This window comes from Bacillus sp. GW823-FHT06A10, assembly GCF_058795375.1.
On record NZ_JBXAHT010000002.1, the window covers coordinates 317,719 to 333,742 of the forward strand.

The following is a 16,024-nucleotide window of genomic DNA, read 5'->3' on the forward strand; positions in this document are numbered from 1 at the left end:
TTTAATATAAAGGAAGAGCAGAATGAATAAAAAAACTTGGAGTTTCCTCATTGTTACTGCATTGCTCATTGTTATGACATCATTGTCAGCGATGAAAGGGAGTTTAGAAGTAGGTATTGTTGAACTTGTGCAAGGGATATTTACAGGTGGGAATGAAGATGTTGAAGTCATTAAAGATTTACGTTTCCCGCGTATTATTATTGCGCTGTTCACTGGAGCGGCTCTTGCTGTTTCAGGGGTGCTTTTTCAAGCTGTTATGAAGAATCCACTCGCTGATGCTGGGGTAATCGGTATATCTTCAGGAGCTAGTTTTATGACACTCGTTATTATTACATTGTTCCCGCAATTCTTTTTCTGGACACCCGTATTCGCCTTTTTAGGTGGTGCGTTTGCGTGTTATCTCGTTTATTCGTTTTCATGGAAGTCAGGGTTAAGCCCGCTTCGCATTATTTTAATTGGTATTGCCATTAATGCGATGTTTACTGGATTAAATGAATCATTCGTTACGATTTGTGGGTATTTTATTAAGAGTATTAAGCAAACGACGACTTCTAACATAACAATGAAGACGTGGGGCGATGTAGAAATAATGGTGACTTATGGAACGATTGGTCTTATTCTTGCTCTGTTCGTAGGAGCTTGGTGTAACTTATTATCGCTACAAGATAAGACTGCGAAAAACTTAGGCTTGCACGTGACGAGAGTTCGTCTTATTATTTCTGCCATTGCAGTACTCTTAGCGGCAGTATCAACAGCGATTGCAGGTGTTATTGCTTTTGTAGGATTACTAGTTCCGCATATTTCAAGACAATTAGTCGGTTCAGACCATAAAGTATTAATTCCATTTTCTGCTCTTGCAGGCGCGTTATTAATTTTGACGGCGGATACGATTGGAAGGTTAATTGTGCCACCTAACGAAATTCCAGCAGCAACAATTATGGCGGTTATTGGTGGTCCATTCTTAATATTCTTGCTTAGAAAGAGTGATAAAGTTCATGGAAATTAAAAATGTAACCTTTTCATACGATAACGTAACAAATCGTTTAAAGTCTGTTAGTAGTGAAATAGAAATTGGGAAAATTACAACAATCATTGGCCCGAATGGATGCGGGAAATCAACATTACTTAGTGTCATGTCTAGAAATCACGTTCCTAGCAGTGGAGAAGTAATACTTGATGGGAAAGCGATTAGTGAATATAAACCGAAAGAGTTTGCTAGAAAGCTAGCAGTTGTCCATCAACAAAATGAGGCTCCAGCAGATATTACAGTGGAAAAGCTAATAAGCTTTGGGCGTATGCCATATAAAAATATTTTCTCTCCGCAAACAGATGAAGATAGAGAAGCGATAGAGCGCGCACTAGTATGTACGAATTTACAAAGTAAGCGTGATAAGCCAATCTATGCTTTATCTGGTGGAGAGAGGCAGCGAGTTTGGATCGCAATGACATTAGCTCAAAATACACCAATGCTTTTCTTAGATGAACCGACAACATATTTAGATATTTACTATCAGCTAGAAATATTAGAGTTAGTGAAAGAGTTAAATGAAGTGTATGGGCTAACGATTGTAATGGTATTACATGATATTAATCAAGCCATTCGTTATAGCGACCATATTATCGTTATGAAAGATGGAGAGATCATTACGAAAGGTAATCCTAATGATGTAATAACAGAAGAAATGGTTAAAGCAATATATGGTGTAGATGTCATTGTAAAGCAGGATGAAGATACCGGATTGTACATGGTACCTATGGGAATCTAAAGGCTGAGCATAATCCGTTTTGAGGTGATAATTTGAATAGCAAGAAAGGACGGAAAAAGAATTCTTTTTTTCAACGCATACTTACAATTGCGTTTTTAGGAATCTTTTTCTATTCAATGTATGAGTTGGGCGGGATTTTCATGGATTATTATGAAAATCGTAAAGTAATGGCTGAGGCACAACATATTTATAAAAGAAGTCCAATGGAAGAAAAATCGGAAGACGGAGAGGTACGTAAACAGTTTCAGGATCTCCAGAAAATTAATCCAGAGATAGTCGGATGGATTACGATGGATGATACACAAATTAATTATCCAATCGTTCAAGCAAAAGATAATGAGTACTATTTATTTCGTAATTATAAAGGTGAAGATATGAGAGCGGGAAGCATTTTTATGGACCATCGTAATGATGTGAAATCTCGAAATCGCAATACGATTTTATATGGTCATCGTATGAAAGACGGTTCTATGTTTGGTAGTTTAAAAAAGATGTTGGACGAAGACTTTTTCATGTCCCATCGTAAATTATATTACGATACATTATTTGAAGGATACGACGTTGAAGTTTTTTCAGTATACACGACAACAACGGACTTTTATTACATTGAAACGGATTTTGAAAATGATGCAGCATATACATCGTTCTTAAAGGAAATTCAAGAAAAATCACTGTACAAAACGGATACGGAATTGACGGCTAATGATGAAATTGTAACACTTTCTACTTGTGATTATGCGCTTGATCCAGAGGCTGGAAGGCTAGTTGTACACGCAAAATTAGTAAAAAGAAATTAAAGAAAAAAGTATAGAATATGAGAAGTGATAGATAACGCTTCTCATATTCTATACTTTAAAAAAGAACTGTTTTTACTGTGCTGCAGCCATTGGCATACGTACAACTTTTACATCATAGTAAGCAATTTTATTATCAAGAATATATTCTGGCATCCCGCCTTGATGTGAGTGAGCATCTTTAAATGCGGCGCTCTTTGTCCAACCTTGGAAATCTTCTTTTGCATTCCAGCGAGTGCTAATTGTTACTTCATCATAATCAACTGTATTTTGCGTTAAAAGAACTTCTAGACCTAAAAAGCCTGGCATCGTTTCAACTTTACCTACTTTATTAAAACGCTCAATTAATTTATGTCCATTTCCCTTTGTAATTTTAGCTGTATTTGTAACAATAATCATGTTTATTCCTCCTATAGAATGTAGCTATATTTTCAAGAACTCATATACATTAAATGATAATGAAAATCATTATCAATGTCAATGGTAAATGTGAAATATATAATTTTTTTCTATTATTTTGGACAGTAAGATTTCCATTTCAAAACGTAGTAAATATGTGGCGGTTAAGTGGGAGAATGAGCTAGTTGTACTAGCAAAGCAATAATATGGTATAGTGAAACGAGGCTGTTTTTTCAGGCTCGTTTTTTAAATGCTTCCTATAGAGAAAGCATGCAAATGGAAAGGAAGTTATTATATGCGATCAGAAGTAACTATAAAAATAAAACCGAAATTTATAAAAGAAATTAAAAGTGGATATCCACTTATTTTAAAAGATGCAATTCAAAATTTAAACGATGTTCGTGAAGAAGGGACAATCATCAAAGTAGTAGATGAGAAGAACAACTTTGTCGGAAAAGGTTATTATGGAAAACAAAATAAAGGATACGGCTGGATTTTAACGAGAAAAGAGAGTGAACAAATTAATCAATCTTTCTTTGAAAGTAAAATCAAATCTGCCTTACATAAACGAAAACAATTTTATAAATTAAGTGATACGACAGCATTCCGTGTGGTGAATGGTGAAGGTGATGGTCTTGGCGGATTAATTATTGATTACTATGACGGATACTACGTAGTAAGTTGGTATAGTGAAGGGATTTACACTTTCAGAGATGAGATTATAGCAGCTCTTCAAAAAGTAGCAAACTTTAAAGGCATTTATGAGAAAAAGCGTTTTGATACGAAAGGGAAATACATTGAAGGTGATGATTTCGTAGCAGGAGAGCGCGGTGAGTTTCCACTTATCGTAAAAGAGAACGGTGTGAACTTCGCTGTTTATTTAAATGACGGGGCAATGGTTGGTGTATTTTTAGATCAACGTAACGTTCGAAAACAAATTCGTGATAAATATGCAAAGGGAAGAACAGTGTTAAATATGTTCTCTTATACAGGTGCTTTCTCTGTATTTGCAGCGCTGGGCGGAGCGAGTAAAACGACGAGTGTTGACCTTGCAAATCGTAGTTTAAGTAAAACAATTGAGCAGTTTAGTGTCAATGAAGTTGATTATGAAGCACAAGATATTATTGTAGAAGATGTATTTCTTTACTTCAAATATGCAGCGAAGAAAAAGATGAAATTTGATATGGTCGTACTTGATCCTCCAAGCTTCGCCCGATCAAAAAAATATACATTTAGTGCAGCAAAAGATTATAAAAATTTATTAAAAGAAACAATTGCTATTACAGAAAATAACGGTATTATCGTTGCTTCTACAAATTGTAGCGCATTCGATATGAAAAAGTTTAAAGGCTTTATCGATACAGCCTTTAAAGAAATGAATGGCAAATATAAAATATTAGAAGAACATTCTTTACCAGAAGATTTCCGTACCATTGATCAGTTTAAAGAAGGAGACTACTTAAAAGTAGTTTTCATCGAGAAAATTAAAGGTTAATAAAGAAAAGGAGCTCGAGTTTACTTGAGCTCCTTTTCTTATTGAACGATATTTTGTACTCTACCGACTTGCCCGTCCTGCAATCGTACTTTAATGCCATGCGGATGGGAAGGGGATTTTGTTAAAATATCTTTTACAATTCCACGTGTTAATTTGCCTGTTCGTTGATCTTGTTTTAATACAATATCAACTTCAAGACCGGGCGCGATATTAGAACGTTTTTGTCCGTTCATTTACACACCTGTACGTCTACGTTGGTTGTTTGCTTTCTTCGTTTGTTGGTTTTGTAATTTTTTCGTTTCTTGGCTTTGGTTTTTGGCATTCTGACCATTACCGTTACCTTGCTTTTTCTTTGCAAGTTGTTCGCGCATTAAATCAGCTAAGCTTACTTTTTTATTTTCTGACATGATAAGTCTCCTTTATATAAAGTTAATTATGAACAATCGTAGTGAATTTCATCATATCATTGTTAAGGAAGGAAGGGAAGTTGGTTTGAAAATTCATATAATTGTTTCCAGTCTGTAGTAGTTACGATACAATTGGATTGTTAACGTTTGTAAAAAGGGGATAGACATATGTCACATCATATTTTATTAGTTGAAGATGATATCTCAATTCAAGAGATGGTGGAAAAGTATTTAATAAAAGAGGGCTTTCAAGTAACAATTGCGTCTGATGGAGAAGAAGGTGTGAACACATATTTAAAAGGTTCATTTGATTTGATTATCCTTGACATTATGATGCCAAAGCTAGATGGCTTAGAGGTTGTACGAATCATTCGTGAAAAAAGTGCAGTTCCGATTTTAATGATGTCGGCAAAAGATACAGATGTTGATAAAGCTGTTGGATTAGGACTTGGAGCAGATGATTACATTTGTAAGCCGTTTTCTATGATTGAATTGGCTGCACGTGTAAAAGCAGGTATTCGGAGGTCTACGAAATACTCGGCTACAGAAACAATAGAAAAAATGATTCAAATTGGTGATTTAACAATTGATCCAATTAATTTTACAGTTGAAAAAAACGGGAAGGCTCTCAAACTTACTTTAAAAGAATTTGAGATTTTAAAGCTATTCGTAAAGAACCAAAATCGTGTATTTACAAAAGCGCAAATATATACGTTAGTTTGGAATGAAGAGTATTACGGTGATGATAACGTTATTAATGTTCATATGAGAAGATTGCGTGAGAAAATCGAAAGTGATCCATCTAATCCAGAATATATTAAAACGTTATGGGGCATCGGCTATAAGTTGGAAGTGATGTAATATGGTCAATTTGTTAATAGGTATTATTTTTATATTGTTATGTGTTATTTATATGCAATATAGAATGAGAAAAAATAGTAGTAAAAATTTACGATACACATATGAAAAGTTAGAAAGTATTGTAAATGACAAAACAGGCGAGACGTTACTCGTTATGACAGATGATCTAGAATTGCAAAAATTATTAGTGGCAATTAATCAATTATTAGATGCAAAACAGAAAACGAATGCAGATCATGCAAAAGTAGAAATTTCGATGAGAAAAATGCTTTCAAATATTTCGCATGACTTGAAAACACCACTAACAGTTATTCTTGGATATACAGAAATGTTAAATAAGGATAAAACGATAAATAAAGAAGAACAACAAATATTACTTGAAAAAGTGCATACGAAAACACTAGAAGTGATGGAGTTAATTCATAAGTTTTTTGACTTGGCAAAATTAGAATCTGGTGACAAAGCAATTGAAATGACAAAAGTAAATATGAATGAAGTTTGCCGCGAGAAGATTTTATCTTTTTATGATTTAGTGACGACGAAAGGTTTTCAGGTTCATATTGATATACCAGAAAGAAATATATACGCACTTGGAAATGTAGAAGTATTAGGTAGGGTATTGAATAATTTAATATCAAATGCGATTACATATGGAGACGATGGAAAGGCACTTGGTATGACGTTAAGAGATGATGAAACGAGTGTGTATATAGACGTATGGGATAAAGGAAAAGGGATTGATGAATCTCATATTGATAAAGTATTTGAGCGTATGTACACACTTGAAGATTCAAGAAATAGATTGTACCAAGGAAGCGGTCTAGGATTAACGATTACGAAACGGCTTGTGGAAGCGATGGACGGAAAAATTCACCTTTCTAGTAAACCGTATGAAAAAACAATTTTTACAATTGTATTAACAAAGATGCAGTTTTAGCTTGTAGAGCAGTAGATTCTACAAGCTTTTTTTCAGCGTAAGGAATTTGTAAGAAACGGGTAAGAAAAAAGAGATTTCCGTTGTCTATTATAGAAATATAGAGTATTGCGAAAGGGGAAAGTAACATGACATATATATTAAAAACAAACCAGTTAACGAAAGTGTTTAAAGGGAAAGAAGTTATTTCCGGTGTTAACATGCATGTGAAAAAAGGAGAAATTTACGGTTTTTTAGGACCAAACGGTGCTGGTAAAACAACGATTATGAAAATGATTACAAATTTAATAAAACCGACGAGTGGTGATATTGAAATCTTCGGTGAGAAATTAACAGATACATCTTATGAAGTATTAAAAAGAATGGGGACAATTATTGAATACCCAATCTTTTATGATAAATTAACGGCGAAAGAAAACTTAGACCTGCATTGTGAATATATGGGCTACTACGATAAAAATGCAATTGACCATGCTTTACATTTAGTGAAACTACAAGGGATAGATAATAAAAAAGTAAAAGATTTTTCATTAGGAATGAAACAACGACTCGGTATTGCAAGGGCAATCGTGACAAAGCCAGAATTGCTCATTTTAGATGAACCAATTAACGGTTTAGATCCAATTGGTATTAAAGAGTTACGAGAATTATTTAAAATGCTCTGCAAAGAATACGGTATTACATTATTAGTTTCTAGTCATATTTTAGGTGAGATGGAACTAATGGCCGATACAATTGGTGTGATTCAAAATGGAAAACTAATAAAAGAAGTTTCAATGAAGAGTATTAACGGAAAGCAAACAGAGTACATTGAAATCACTGTTCCTGATGTGAAACGTGCAGCTTATATTTTAGAAGATAAACTTGGTATAAAAAACTACAAAATAATGAGTGGAACCATGATTCGTGTGTATGATACGTCAGCGTCTCAGCAGGCCATTTCAAAAGCACTTATTATGAACGATGTGGAAATTGAAAGTATTAATAAGAAACATAGTTCCTTAGAAGAATATTTCTTAAATGTAATGGATGGAGAAGGTATTCATGCTTAATGGACTGTGGCTGAACCTGGTAAGTGGATTTATCGTAATGCTAATAAGTGGAATTTTATATTATAGAAAACCAGAGCGGAAATGGTTGTTAATTCTACTAGTGATAGGAATGTTAAGCTTCGTTACTGCTGGAATTAGAATGTTAGCTGCATAAAGACAGTTATATAAAGAATGGAGGAGTGGTTTGTATGCTTAGATTAATGAAGCTCGAATGGAAGAAACATAAATTATCTAGTTACTTTAAAGGGGTAGCAATTTGTATTATAGCAATTTTCGCTGCAGTAAGCCTTATGGCATTGGGAATGAAAGCCGAGGAAGACATGCTCTTCTCTGACTTCACACAGAATATGGCTTTAGTAAATATTTTTATTAGGATAACATTCATTATTTTTAGTTCGGTCATTTTATCACGTTTAGTAATTGATGAGTATAAGAATAAAACGATACAACTATCATTTATGTATCCGCTTCAAAGGAAAATGCTAATGAGTGCGAAATTAACAATTGTTTTTTGTTTTTGTTTTGTGAGTACCATTATCGCGACTTTCATTATTAGTTTGCTTGTTTATTTTGTGAGTCCAATGATGGGACTGATTGAAACACCAGCTACGATAGGTGAAATAATAGCTATCGTTCCAGGTACTATTATAAGTGCATTTATGATATCTGGTATAAGTTTAATTCCTTTGTTTTTTGGAATGAGAAAGAAATCGACACCGACAACGATTACTTCGGCAGTAATAATTGGTATGCTGATTAGTGGTAACTTTGGACCTGGAAACGGTCAAGTAAGTATGTTTGATTTTATAGCTATCCCAATCGTGCTCTGTTTATTAGGAATTTTCATTAGTTATCTATCGTTTCGTAAAATCGACAAGATCGATGTGGCGTGAAGCAAGCTTAAAACAAAAAACGAACTGGGGTATGAATGGTGAAAAAAATAATAGTAATTGCAATATTATTCATTACAATTGCTAGTGCGGTTTTTGGTTTTAAGGTGTTTCAGGGGAAAGATTTTAAGAAAGAAAAGTCTTTTGAAATCAATAATATAAAAGAAATAGAAGTAGACAATGAAAATTGGAATCTTGAATTTAAAAGTAAAGACGCTAATAAAATAGTAATTTCCGCTCAAGGTGAACAAGTAGATAAAGAGATAGATCCTGTCAAAATAGAAAATGATGAAAATAAAATTATGATTAAACAAAAACAAAAGATGAACAGATTTTTTAATGGTTTCACGTTTAGGAAGAAAAATAGTATATCTATAGCTATTCCGAAGAAAGAAATAGATAAAATTGTAGTAAATAATAAATCGGGTGATGTGAAAATAAGAGATATAGTAGTAAAAAGCATCGTGACAAAAGGAAAATCTGGAGATGGAATGATTACAGGGTTATCGGCAGAGAAGGGTGAATTTACATCCGAAAGCGGAGATTTAATGTTAAAAGATAGTTCATTACAAGAAGTAAATATAACTTCCACTACTGGAGATAATTATGTAAAAAATGTAAAAAATAAAAATATGAACATCAATTCAACATCTGGGGAAGTATTACTGAAAGATATGACAGAAGGAAAATCATTATTTGTAGAAACAGAATCAGGGGATATTGGCGTACGGTATAAAGGTGTCCCTACATCATTGAAGCTTATGGCTAAAAGTAATTCGGCTGACGTAATAGTGGATTTAAAAGGAATTAAGAAAGATAAAAATACAGACAAAATAAAAGTAGGAACGATTGGTGATGCAAAAAATGAAGCGAAGATTTTAAGTGAAACAGGAGTCATTTATATTGATTAAGTCCAAGGAGGAAGGAGGAATATCATGCTACGTCTTATGAAGTTAGAATTGAAGAAATTTAAGTTTGGATGGTATGTGAGGGGAGCAGTTATTGCAAATATTATTATACTGGCATTATTAATCTTTGTTAGTTTCATTGCACAAATAGAAGGAGATCCAGAAATAAGAGATCCGCAGATGATTTTGTTAATGGCTAGTACAGTAGTAAGAGCAACATTTATTATTTTTGGTAGTGTATTAATAGCAAGGTTAATAATTGGCGAATATAAAAATAAAACAATACTACTCATGTTTTCTTATCCCATTAACCGAAAGAAAATGATGGCTAGTAAGTTGGCTATTACAGCGATAGTAACATTTATAACAGTTATTGTATCTAACATTTTAGTAGTAGGAATCTTCTTTGGGATAGATAGTTGTTTTTCAATTCTTCCTAATTCATTCACAGTAGATCAATTGGTGCAAGAAGGAATAAAACTAGTTCCTTTAGCCATTGCAACTGCGGGGATGAGTTTAATCCCATTATATTTCGGAATGCGTAAACGTTCAGTGCCAACTACAATTGTTTCATCTCTTATCGTTGTCTCAATTGCAATGAATACCAACCCAGAGTTTCCTACAGCAACTTTACTTCCCCTTCAACTAGCACTCGCAGCAATTGGAGTTGTGATTGCGTATTACGGCATTAAAAATATAGAGAAGGAAGATATAACTGTATGATAAGAATATGTGAAAAAGAGTTGGCGTTACACCAACTCTTTTTTGTATATGTACGCTTCGTTACTACTCTGTAAATTTAGAGTGTGTGCTTAAATACTTTTGCACGTCTGGAGAAATGTTAAAGTTATTAGGACTTTTATATTCGATAGTAAACTCGCCGTCGGTACTTGTTTCAAAGGAGATTGCATAGCTATTCATTTTAGCATCGTAAGAAGTATTTTTGACTTCTGCATCTAGATTAAAATATTTTGTAATATACTCTTTTGAGTCCGTAATTGCTGCTTGTTTTCCCCAAGGGGTACCATAATAGGTGAAATAAAGAGATACACTAATAACTCCAATAAGAGAAGTTAGTAAAATAGTTCCCATAGCTATTTTTTTATTTTTTGTATTCAATTTGGTTACTCCTCTTCGTAATATGTATTCATTTTAACCTATATATTCCATAAAACAACCATTTTAAAAAATAGTTTCACATGAAACAAGTTACAGAAAAAGACAAGATATGTAAACATCTTGTCTTTTTTGTCGTTACATTTTAGGAGCTTCCATTCCAGTCGCAGCCCATTCTTCTTTTGCGGGGCCATATACGCCAGGAACTGTTAAGCTAGCTTGTCGCATTAAAACCGTCATTTGTCCGCGGTGGTGATTTTGATGATTAATGAGTGTCATTAAAAATATAGAATTCGGCATAGGGCGACCAAAGAAGTCATTAATAGTAGCTAAGTCTTTATCAGTCCATTTACTTTGAAGTGTTTCAACAAAAGCCGCGTTTACTTTACGGTATTCATCTGCAATTGTTTTTGCAGAAGTTGGAACAGGATAATCTTTCAATTCTCCTTCAAACTTTAGCCCTGTGCCAGATAGTATAACAGGAATTGCCGTCACGATGTGCCAAGCAACTCTACCTAACGTCCAGTGCCCAGGTGCAATTTCTTGTGATAAAGATGCATCGGTTAATGAATCAAGCATTTTCTGAGTAGACTCTGCTTCGTATGTCCATGATTGCAAGAAGCCGTCAATAGTTTGGTACATAGTTATCCCTCCTATTTTTGTTCATAGATTAAATTCGTGAGAGAGACGTTATTCCCTCTATGTATTGAATCTTCCCTGTGAAAAATTCTTTTAGTAGTAAAACCGATTAATGCGCTTTTAAGAGTTCATTTTAGGAAGGGTTTGAATGGAGATATTTTTGTAAAAAAAGGTAATATTTTGATATAATTGAATAGTGTTCTATAAATTAGGATTTAGGGAGTGGGGAAATGGATAGCGAGTTAAAAGAAATTATTGAGCAGTTTCAAAAAGTTTTCACTCAATATTATAAACATTTTTTAGAATTTTATAGTGCGAAAAAACAAATGGATAATATTTATAATGTAGCACACCCCGAATTAGTAGAGGATTCAATTAAATTACAGGTGTTTTTTTTAAAATTACCACAACAAATTCAACAGAGATTGTTAGAAGTTGATTTTGAGGTTTTTATGCATTGCAATAATGTAGTCGATTTTTATTCATTACGAGAATACTTATATGAGAATAAAAAATTTTATACTATAGCAACATTAGTAGAGCGAATTGATGCTGAACTTAAGTTGGCTGTTCAAATTGTGGAAGCGGATGTGCTAGATTTTTATGATATGTTACCAAAAAGAAATCTTAACTTTTATAGAAAAGAGAAGTATGTAAGTTTACTTGAGGAACATGATGGGATAGAGAACGTCCCAAATAACCCTATTGATGAAAGAGAAGAATTACAGTATAAAAATAATGAAGATATGTGGCAACAAAAATTTGAGCATATAGATGAGAGCGCATCTAAAGATATGTTAAAACAGTATAATGAATATGTTGATAAAGGTAATGAGTCAATTGAAAAAACTACGAAGTTTGTAGGAAATGTTTCTCCTATTTTTTCTTCTATTTCTAGATGGGTTATTGAATTAGTTAAAAATAGTTAGTGATTGAAAGGAGATAGTTTGTATACTAAAAAATTTAATTTAAATATAATTTTCAACAGAGATATATTGAATATATGTGTAAAAAGGAGGCTTCTAAAACGAAGCCTCCTTTTTAATTAACCTTCTTCCCACTCTTCCTCATCAACCATAAGAAATAAGGTGCTCCAAGTACAGCAACGACAAGGCCAGAAGGAATTTCTTTCGGATATGCGATTGTACGTCCAAGTAAGTCAGCAACAGAAAGAAGGATTGCTCCAAATAGTGCTGAACAAACAAATAGTCTTTGATGGTTCATACCAACAACAATTCTTGCTAAGTGAGGTGCGACAAGGCCTAAAAAGGCAATTGTACCGACGGCAGCGATATTTACTGATGCAAGTAGTGTCGCTAGCACAATTAGAGCAAGACGTGTTTTATTTACTGGTTGCCCAAGTCCAGTTGCTAAATCGTCTCCCAGTACGAGAACGTCAAGTTGTTTTATTAAGAAAAAGATAATGAATATAAGAATTAGAGATGGATATAGAATGATATTTTCTAAGTGATTCCACCCTCTTGCATACGTACTGCCAGATAACCATGTTAAAGCAGCGGCAACATTCAAATTGGCTCTAACGATAAAGATTTGAATAATTGCTGAGCCAAGTGCAGAAATACCAATCCCTATTAAAGCAAGAGCTGTGGGGCTAAACCCTGATTTCCATGAGAAGAAGAGGACAATTCCTACTGCAAGTAGTCCACCAATAAATGCACCAATTGGTAGGAAGAAACCAGGAAGTGCAGGAAAGACATACATAACAGTTAAAGCACCGACACCAGCTCCCGATGAAATACCAATAATAGAAGGATCGGCAAGTGGGTTTCGTAATATACCTTGGAAAACAAGCCCACTTATTGCAAGGCATGCACCAGCAATAGCGGCAACGAGCATTCTTGGTAAACGAAGATTCATCATCATATTTTTGTCAAATTGTGTTAATTGACCTGATATAACATTAGTAATGCTTTCGATATAAGCGTTACTACCGATTGTAATACCAAGAGCAATCGTCACAATACAAAGTGTGATAGATATAATGATTACCTTTTTATAAGAGTAATAGCGGGAGCTAGCTCCAGCTGCATTCGCACCGTTATCATTCATATATTGTTTCGATTTCATCATTCGGTACACTAAGTAAATAAGCCAAGGAGATCCAATCATTGCTGTGACTGCCCCAACAGGAAGTTCTGCACCGGTTGGATCTATTAATCTACCGACAACATCTGCTCCAAGCAATAATACTGCCCCCCATAAGAAAGAAGAGAGAAGAAGAGTAAAGTGTTGACGGTATCCGATAAGGCGCATTAAATGAGGTGCAACTAAGCCGACAAATCCAATTGGTCCAACAACAGTAACAATTACTGCTGTTAAAAAGATTGCAGCAATGAAGGCGATAAGACGTGTTACTGCTGTTTTTTCACCAAGAGAAACAGCAACATCATCACCAAGTAAGAGAATGTTGAGTTTACGAGATATAAATAGTAAAACTAGGAAAGAAATAATGATAAATGGAAAAGCAAATTGAACGCCATCCCAGTTATTTTGAATAAGAGATCCAGCTCCCCATAAAAATAAACCAGCTGTTTCATTTTCATAGAAAAGCTGCATCGTTCCGGTAAAGGCAGAGAGCATTAATGTAACCACCATACCAGCTAATGCCATTCTGAGTGGGGTTCCCTTTTTTCCACCAGAAATACGGTATACAAATAAAGCAGTAATAGCACCGCCGATAAATGTGAACAGAAGAGAATTAATTTGTAAACCTTTCGGTAAGAAAATTGTAGCCGTTACTAGAAAGAAATATGCGCCAGAGTGAATACCCATTGTACTGGATTCAGCAAGTGGATTTTTCGTTAATGTTTGTAAAATAACCCCAGATGCAGCAAGGGCACCTCCAGCTAAAATGGCAATTACGGCTCTAGGCAATCGAAGCATGATTAAAGTTTGATGTTCTAGCGATTGGTTCGGTGAGATAAGAGCATCAATAATCATACTATAGGAAATGTTTGCTTGACCTTGTCCGATATGAATAAAGAAAAGGAGGAGCAAGAGAGCTGCTCCTCCTCCGAATACAAGACTTGCTCGAAGTGTATGTTGTAGGCTATTCATCGCGTAATCACTTCTTCGCTGTCATTACATCTGCTACTTGTGTTGCTAAAGATGTTGCAGACTCAGGACCACCGAAAATCCAAGTGTCGCCTTTTAATTTATACATTTTGTTTTCTTTTTTGAACTTTAATTCTTCCCAAGCGGGGTTGCCCTTTAGTTGCGTGTCAAAAATGTTATCTTCATCCGCTACAATGTAAATGAAGTTTGAATCTTGTACACTTTGTAATGATTCTACAGTTGTTTGTTTGAAACCATCTGGCTCAGATTTTCCTGCTTCAAAAGTATTTGTTAAACCTAATTTTTTTGTAACTTGTAAAGCTAAAGAATTGTCAGTTAAGATACGGAATGTTGGTACGTTTTTAGCAGTAAATGCTTGTGCCATTGCGATGTTTTTATCTTTTAAGTCTGCTTTTTCAATTTTTTCTTTTGCATCAGCGAATGCTTTATCCATATCAGCTAATACTTTTTTACCTTCTTCTTCTTTTCCAACTGCTTTTGCAATTTGTTTAAATGTTTCTGTCATTTCAGCAAAGTGATCGTTATTGCTTGTTGATGGATCAAACATAACTGTTGTTGCAATTTGCTCTAATTCATTTTTAATTGCTTTACCACGGAATGAAGCTGTGATAATTAAGTCTGGTTTTAAACGGCTAATTTCTTCTAAGTTTGGTTGTTGACGTGTCCCTACATCTACAACATCTTTACTCGGTTTTGTTTTTGTATTTACCCATTTATTATAATTCTTAATGTCTGCCATCCCTACTGGCTGAACACCAAGTGCTAATAAGTCTTCTGAATATACCCACTCAAGTACAACTACTTTTTTCGCTGGTTTATCTAACTTCGTTTCCCCTTCAGCGTGTTTAATCGTTATAGCTTGACTTTTATTGTCCGCTTTTGTTTCTTTTTTCTCCTCTTTTTGCTGTCCACATCCAACAGCGAATAGAAGAATTACTATGAAAATACTGATAATTCTTTTCATCTTCTGCCCCCAAATTAAGTGTTTTTTGTAACTGGCACCGTAAGTGAAAATGGTTATCAATTACAACAACCAAATCATACTATGAGGATAATTTAAGTGTCAATATTTTTTTAAAATTTTGACTAAAAACAATAAATTATACGGATTTTTATATGTTATAGTCGCTATTTATGAAGAATAAGCTTCTTTACTAAAAAGATTGGCGAATGTGGAAAGTTTAAATGGGAACTTGGCTGTGTACGAAAGTGTAATGTGTATGGTTAATAATCTGTGGAGATGGGGCGAAAGTACAAGCAAAAAGAGTGAGAATCGCATGTAATAATTACTAGAATGTATGGAATAAATCTGTGTTTATCCCTAATAGGTAAAGTATTTCTTTGTTATTTAGATAGATGTTTTCTAACTCGGTGATTGTACTTAAAAGATTGCATGTAAAGGAAGTGATCAACATGTCTTCATGGAGCAATAACGTAAATGGATATTGTGGGTGTAATAATCAAAATGGTGTACATGTTGATTCATGCTGTTTTAGTTGCGATGGGACAGTTCCTAAGGTTGGTCCAACCGGTCCGACGGGGGCAACAGGTGGCACAGGCCCAACGGGGGCGACAGGAGTAACAGGCGACACAGGTCCAACGGGAGCGACGGGAGCAACAGGCCCAACGGGAGCGACGGGAGTAACAGGCGATACAGGGGCAACGGG

19 protein-coding genes and 1 pseudogene are annotated in these 16,024 nt (G+C 34.4%); 13 read left to right on the forward strand and 7 right to left on the reverse strand.

Features of this window, described 5'->3' with window-relative positions; genetic code table 11:
- The first annotated feature begins 22 nt into the window (after nucleotides 1-22).
- Genes AC1Q8M_RS16415 through srtB form a run of 3 tightly spaced genes read left to right on the forward strand, consistent with a single transcriptional unit; the run spans nucleotide 23 to nucleotide 2,563 of the window.
- Entirely contained in the window at nucleotides 23-1,006 is a 984-nt protein-coding gene (locus AC1Q8M_RS16415) for a FecCD family ABC transporter permease (RefSeq protein WP_001036841.1), read from the forward strand.
- The gene (locus AC1Q8M_RS16420; protein WP_000403765.1) at nucleotides 996-1,766 is read left to right on the forward strand and encodes an ABC transporter ATP-binding protein; all 771 of its coding nucleotides are present in this window, start codon (nucleotides 996-998) and stop codon (nucleotides 1,764-1,766) included. The genes AC1Q8M_RS16415 and AC1Q8M_RS16420 overlap by 11 nt, the downstream gene beginning before the upstream one ends.
- A 32-nt stretch (nucleotides 1,767-1,798) precedes the next feature.
- Nucleotides 1,799-2,563, forward strand: a complete 765-nt coding sequence (gene srtB, locus AC1Q8M_RS16425) for a class B sortase (protein ID WP_090976964.1) — start codon at nucleotides 1,799-1,801, stop codon at nucleotides 2,561-2,563.
- Between the two features lie 72 nt (nucleotides 2,564-2,635).
- On the opposite strand, the gene isdG is transcribed toward srtB, so the two are convergent.
- Entirely contained in the window at nucleotides 2,636-2,959 is a 324-nt protein-coding gene (gene isdG, locus AC1Q8M_RS16430) for a heme oxygenase (protein ID WP_000587818.1), read from the reverse strand.
- A 295-nt stretch (nucleotides 2,960-3,254) separates the two neighbouring features.
- On the opposite strand from isdG, the gene AC1Q8M_RS16435 reads away from it, so the two are divergent.
- A complete protein-coding gene (locus tag AC1Q8M_RS16435) occupies nucleotides 3,255-4,454 on the forward strand; it encodes a class I SAM-dependent rRNA methyltransferase (protein WP_043938373.1) in 1,200 nt (399 codons plus the stop codon).
- Nucleotides 4,455-4,492: 38 nt separating this feature from the next.
- Here the strand turns inward: AC1Q8M_RS16435 and AC1Q8M_RS16440 are convergent, their stop codons facing one another.
- The gene (locus AC1Q8M_RS16440; protein ID WP_001014307.1) at nucleotides 4,493-4,687 is read right to left on the reverse strand and encodes a YwbE family protein; all 195 of its coding nucleotides are present in this window, start codon (nucleotides 4,685-4,687) and stop codon (nucleotides 4,493-4,495) included.
- Nucleotides 4,688-4,861 carry a hypothetical protein gene (locus tag AC1Q8M_RS16445; protein WP_001293577.1) on the reverse strand — a complete coding sequence of 58 codons (174 nt, stop codon included), beginning with the start codon at nucleotides 4,859-4,861 and terminating at the stop codon, nucleotides 4,688-4,690. It abuts the gene before it with no gap.
- Between the two features lie 168 nt (nucleotides 4,862-5,029).
- Between AC1Q8M_RS16445 and AC1Q8M_RS16450 the strand changes: the two genes are divergently transcribed.
- From AC1Q8M_RS16450 to AC1Q8M_RS16480, 7 genes are all read left to right on the forward strand, one after another.
- Nucleotides 5,030-5,722, forward strand: coding sequence for a response regulator transcription factor (locus tag AC1Q8M_RS16450; protein ID WP_098400636.1), 693 nt, complete (start codon nucleotides 5,030-5,032; stop codon nucleotides 5,720-5,722).
- 1 nt (nucleotide 5,723) lies between these two features.
- Nucleotides 5,724-6,659: a HAMP domain-containing histidine kinase gene (locus AC1Q8M_RS16455; RefSeq protein ID WP_061660443.1), complete on the forward strand. Its 936-nt coding sequence runs from the start codon at nucleotides 5,724-5,726 to the stop codon at nucleotides 6,657-6,659.
- A gap of 125 nt (nucleotides 6,660-6,784) precedes the next feature.
- A complete protein-coding gene (locus AC1Q8M_RS16460) occupies nucleotides 6,785-7,708 on the forward strand; it encodes an ABC transporter ATP-binding protein (RefSeq protein ID WP_000221065.1) in 924 nt (307 codons plus the stop codon).
- The gene (locus AC1Q8M_RS16465; RefSeq protein WP_000931814.1) at nucleotides 7,701-7,862 is read left to right on the forward strand and encodes a hypothetical protein; all 162 of its coding nucleotides are present in this window, start codon (nucleotides 7,701-7,703) and stop codon (nucleotides 7,860-7,862) included. The genes AC1Q8M_RS16460 and AC1Q8M_RS16465 overlap by 8 nt, the downstream gene beginning before the upstream one ends.
- Nucleotides 7,863-7,896: 34 nt before the next feature.
- The gene (locus AC1Q8M_RS16470) at nucleotides 7,897-8,601 is read left to right on the forward strand and encodes an ABC transporter permease (protein WP_000945210.1); all 705 of its coding nucleotides are present in this window, start codon (nucleotides 7,897-7,899) and stop codon (nucleotides 8,599-8,601) included.
- 35 nt (nucleotides 8,602-8,636) lie between these two features.
- Complete coding sequence (locus tag AC1Q8M_RS16475) at nucleotides 8,637-9,509, forward strand: DUF4097 family beta strand repeat-containing protein (protein WP_141544075.1); 873 nt, start codon at nucleotides 8,637-8,639, stop codon at nucleotides 9,507-9,509.
- Nucleotides 9,510-9,533: 24 nt separating this feature from the next.
- The gene (locus AC1Q8M_RS16480; protein WP_000945180.1) at nucleotides 9,534-10,229 is read left to right on the forward strand and encodes an ABC transporter permease; all 696 of its coding nucleotides are present in this window, start codon (nucleotides 9,534-9,536) and stop codon (nucleotides 10,227-10,229) included.
- 63 nt (nucleotides 10,230-10,292) lie between these two features.
- Here the strand turns inward: AC1Q8M_RS16480 and AC1Q8M_RS16485 are convergent, their stop codons facing one another.
- On the reverse strand, nucleotides 10,293-10,625 hold the full coding sequence (locus AC1Q8M_RS16485; RefSeq protein ID WP_001093300.1) for a YfjL-like protein: 333 nt from the start codon (nucleotides 10,623-10,625) through the stop codon (nucleotides 10,293-10,295).
- A gap of 135 nt (nucleotides 10,626-10,760) precedes the next feature.
- Entirely contained in the window at nucleotides 10,761-11,264 is a 504-nt protein-coding gene (locus tag AC1Q8M_RS16490) for a DinB family protein (RefSeq protein WP_098361462.1), read from the reverse strand.
- Nucleotides 11,265-11,491: 227 nt separating this feature from the next.
- On the opposite strand from AC1Q8M_RS16490, the gene AC1Q8M_RS16495 reads away from it, so the two are divergent.
- Nucleotides 11,492-12,190: a hypothetical protein gene (locus tag AC1Q8M_RS16495; RefSeq protein WP_097846159.1), complete on the forward strand. Its 699-nt coding sequence runs from the start codon at nucleotides 11,492-11,494 to the stop codon at nucleotides 12,188-12,190.
- 112 nt (nucleotides 12,191-12,302) lie between these two features.
- Here the strand turns inward: AC1Q8M_RS16495 and fhuB are convergent, their stop codons facing one another.
- Both fhuB and AC1Q8M_RS16505 read right to left on the reverse strand, forming a co-directional pair.
- Nucleotides 12,303-14,339: a Fe(3+)-hydroxamate ABC transporter permease FhuB gene (fhuB, locus tag AC1Q8M_RS16500; protein WP_072940445.1), complete on the reverse strand. Its 2,037-nt coding sequence runs from the start codon at nucleotides 14,337-14,339 to the stop codon at nucleotides 12,303-12,305.
- Nucleotides 14,340-14,346: 7 nt separating this feature from the next.
- Nucleotides 14,347-15,321 carry an ABC transporter substrate-binding protein gene (locus AC1Q8M_RS16505; RefSeq protein ID WP_098855682.1) on the reverse strand — a complete coding sequence of 325 codons (975 nt, stop codon included), beginning with the start codon at nucleotides 15,319-15,321 and terminating at the stop codon, nucleotides 14,347-14,349.
- 449 nt (nucleotides 15,322-15,770) lie between these two features.
- Between AC1Q8M_RS16505 and AC1Q8M_RS16510 the strand changes: the two are divergent.
- Nucleotides 15,771-16,024, forward strand: a pseudogene (locus AC1Q8M_RS16510) (BclA C-terminal domain-containing protein); the annotation flags it as partial.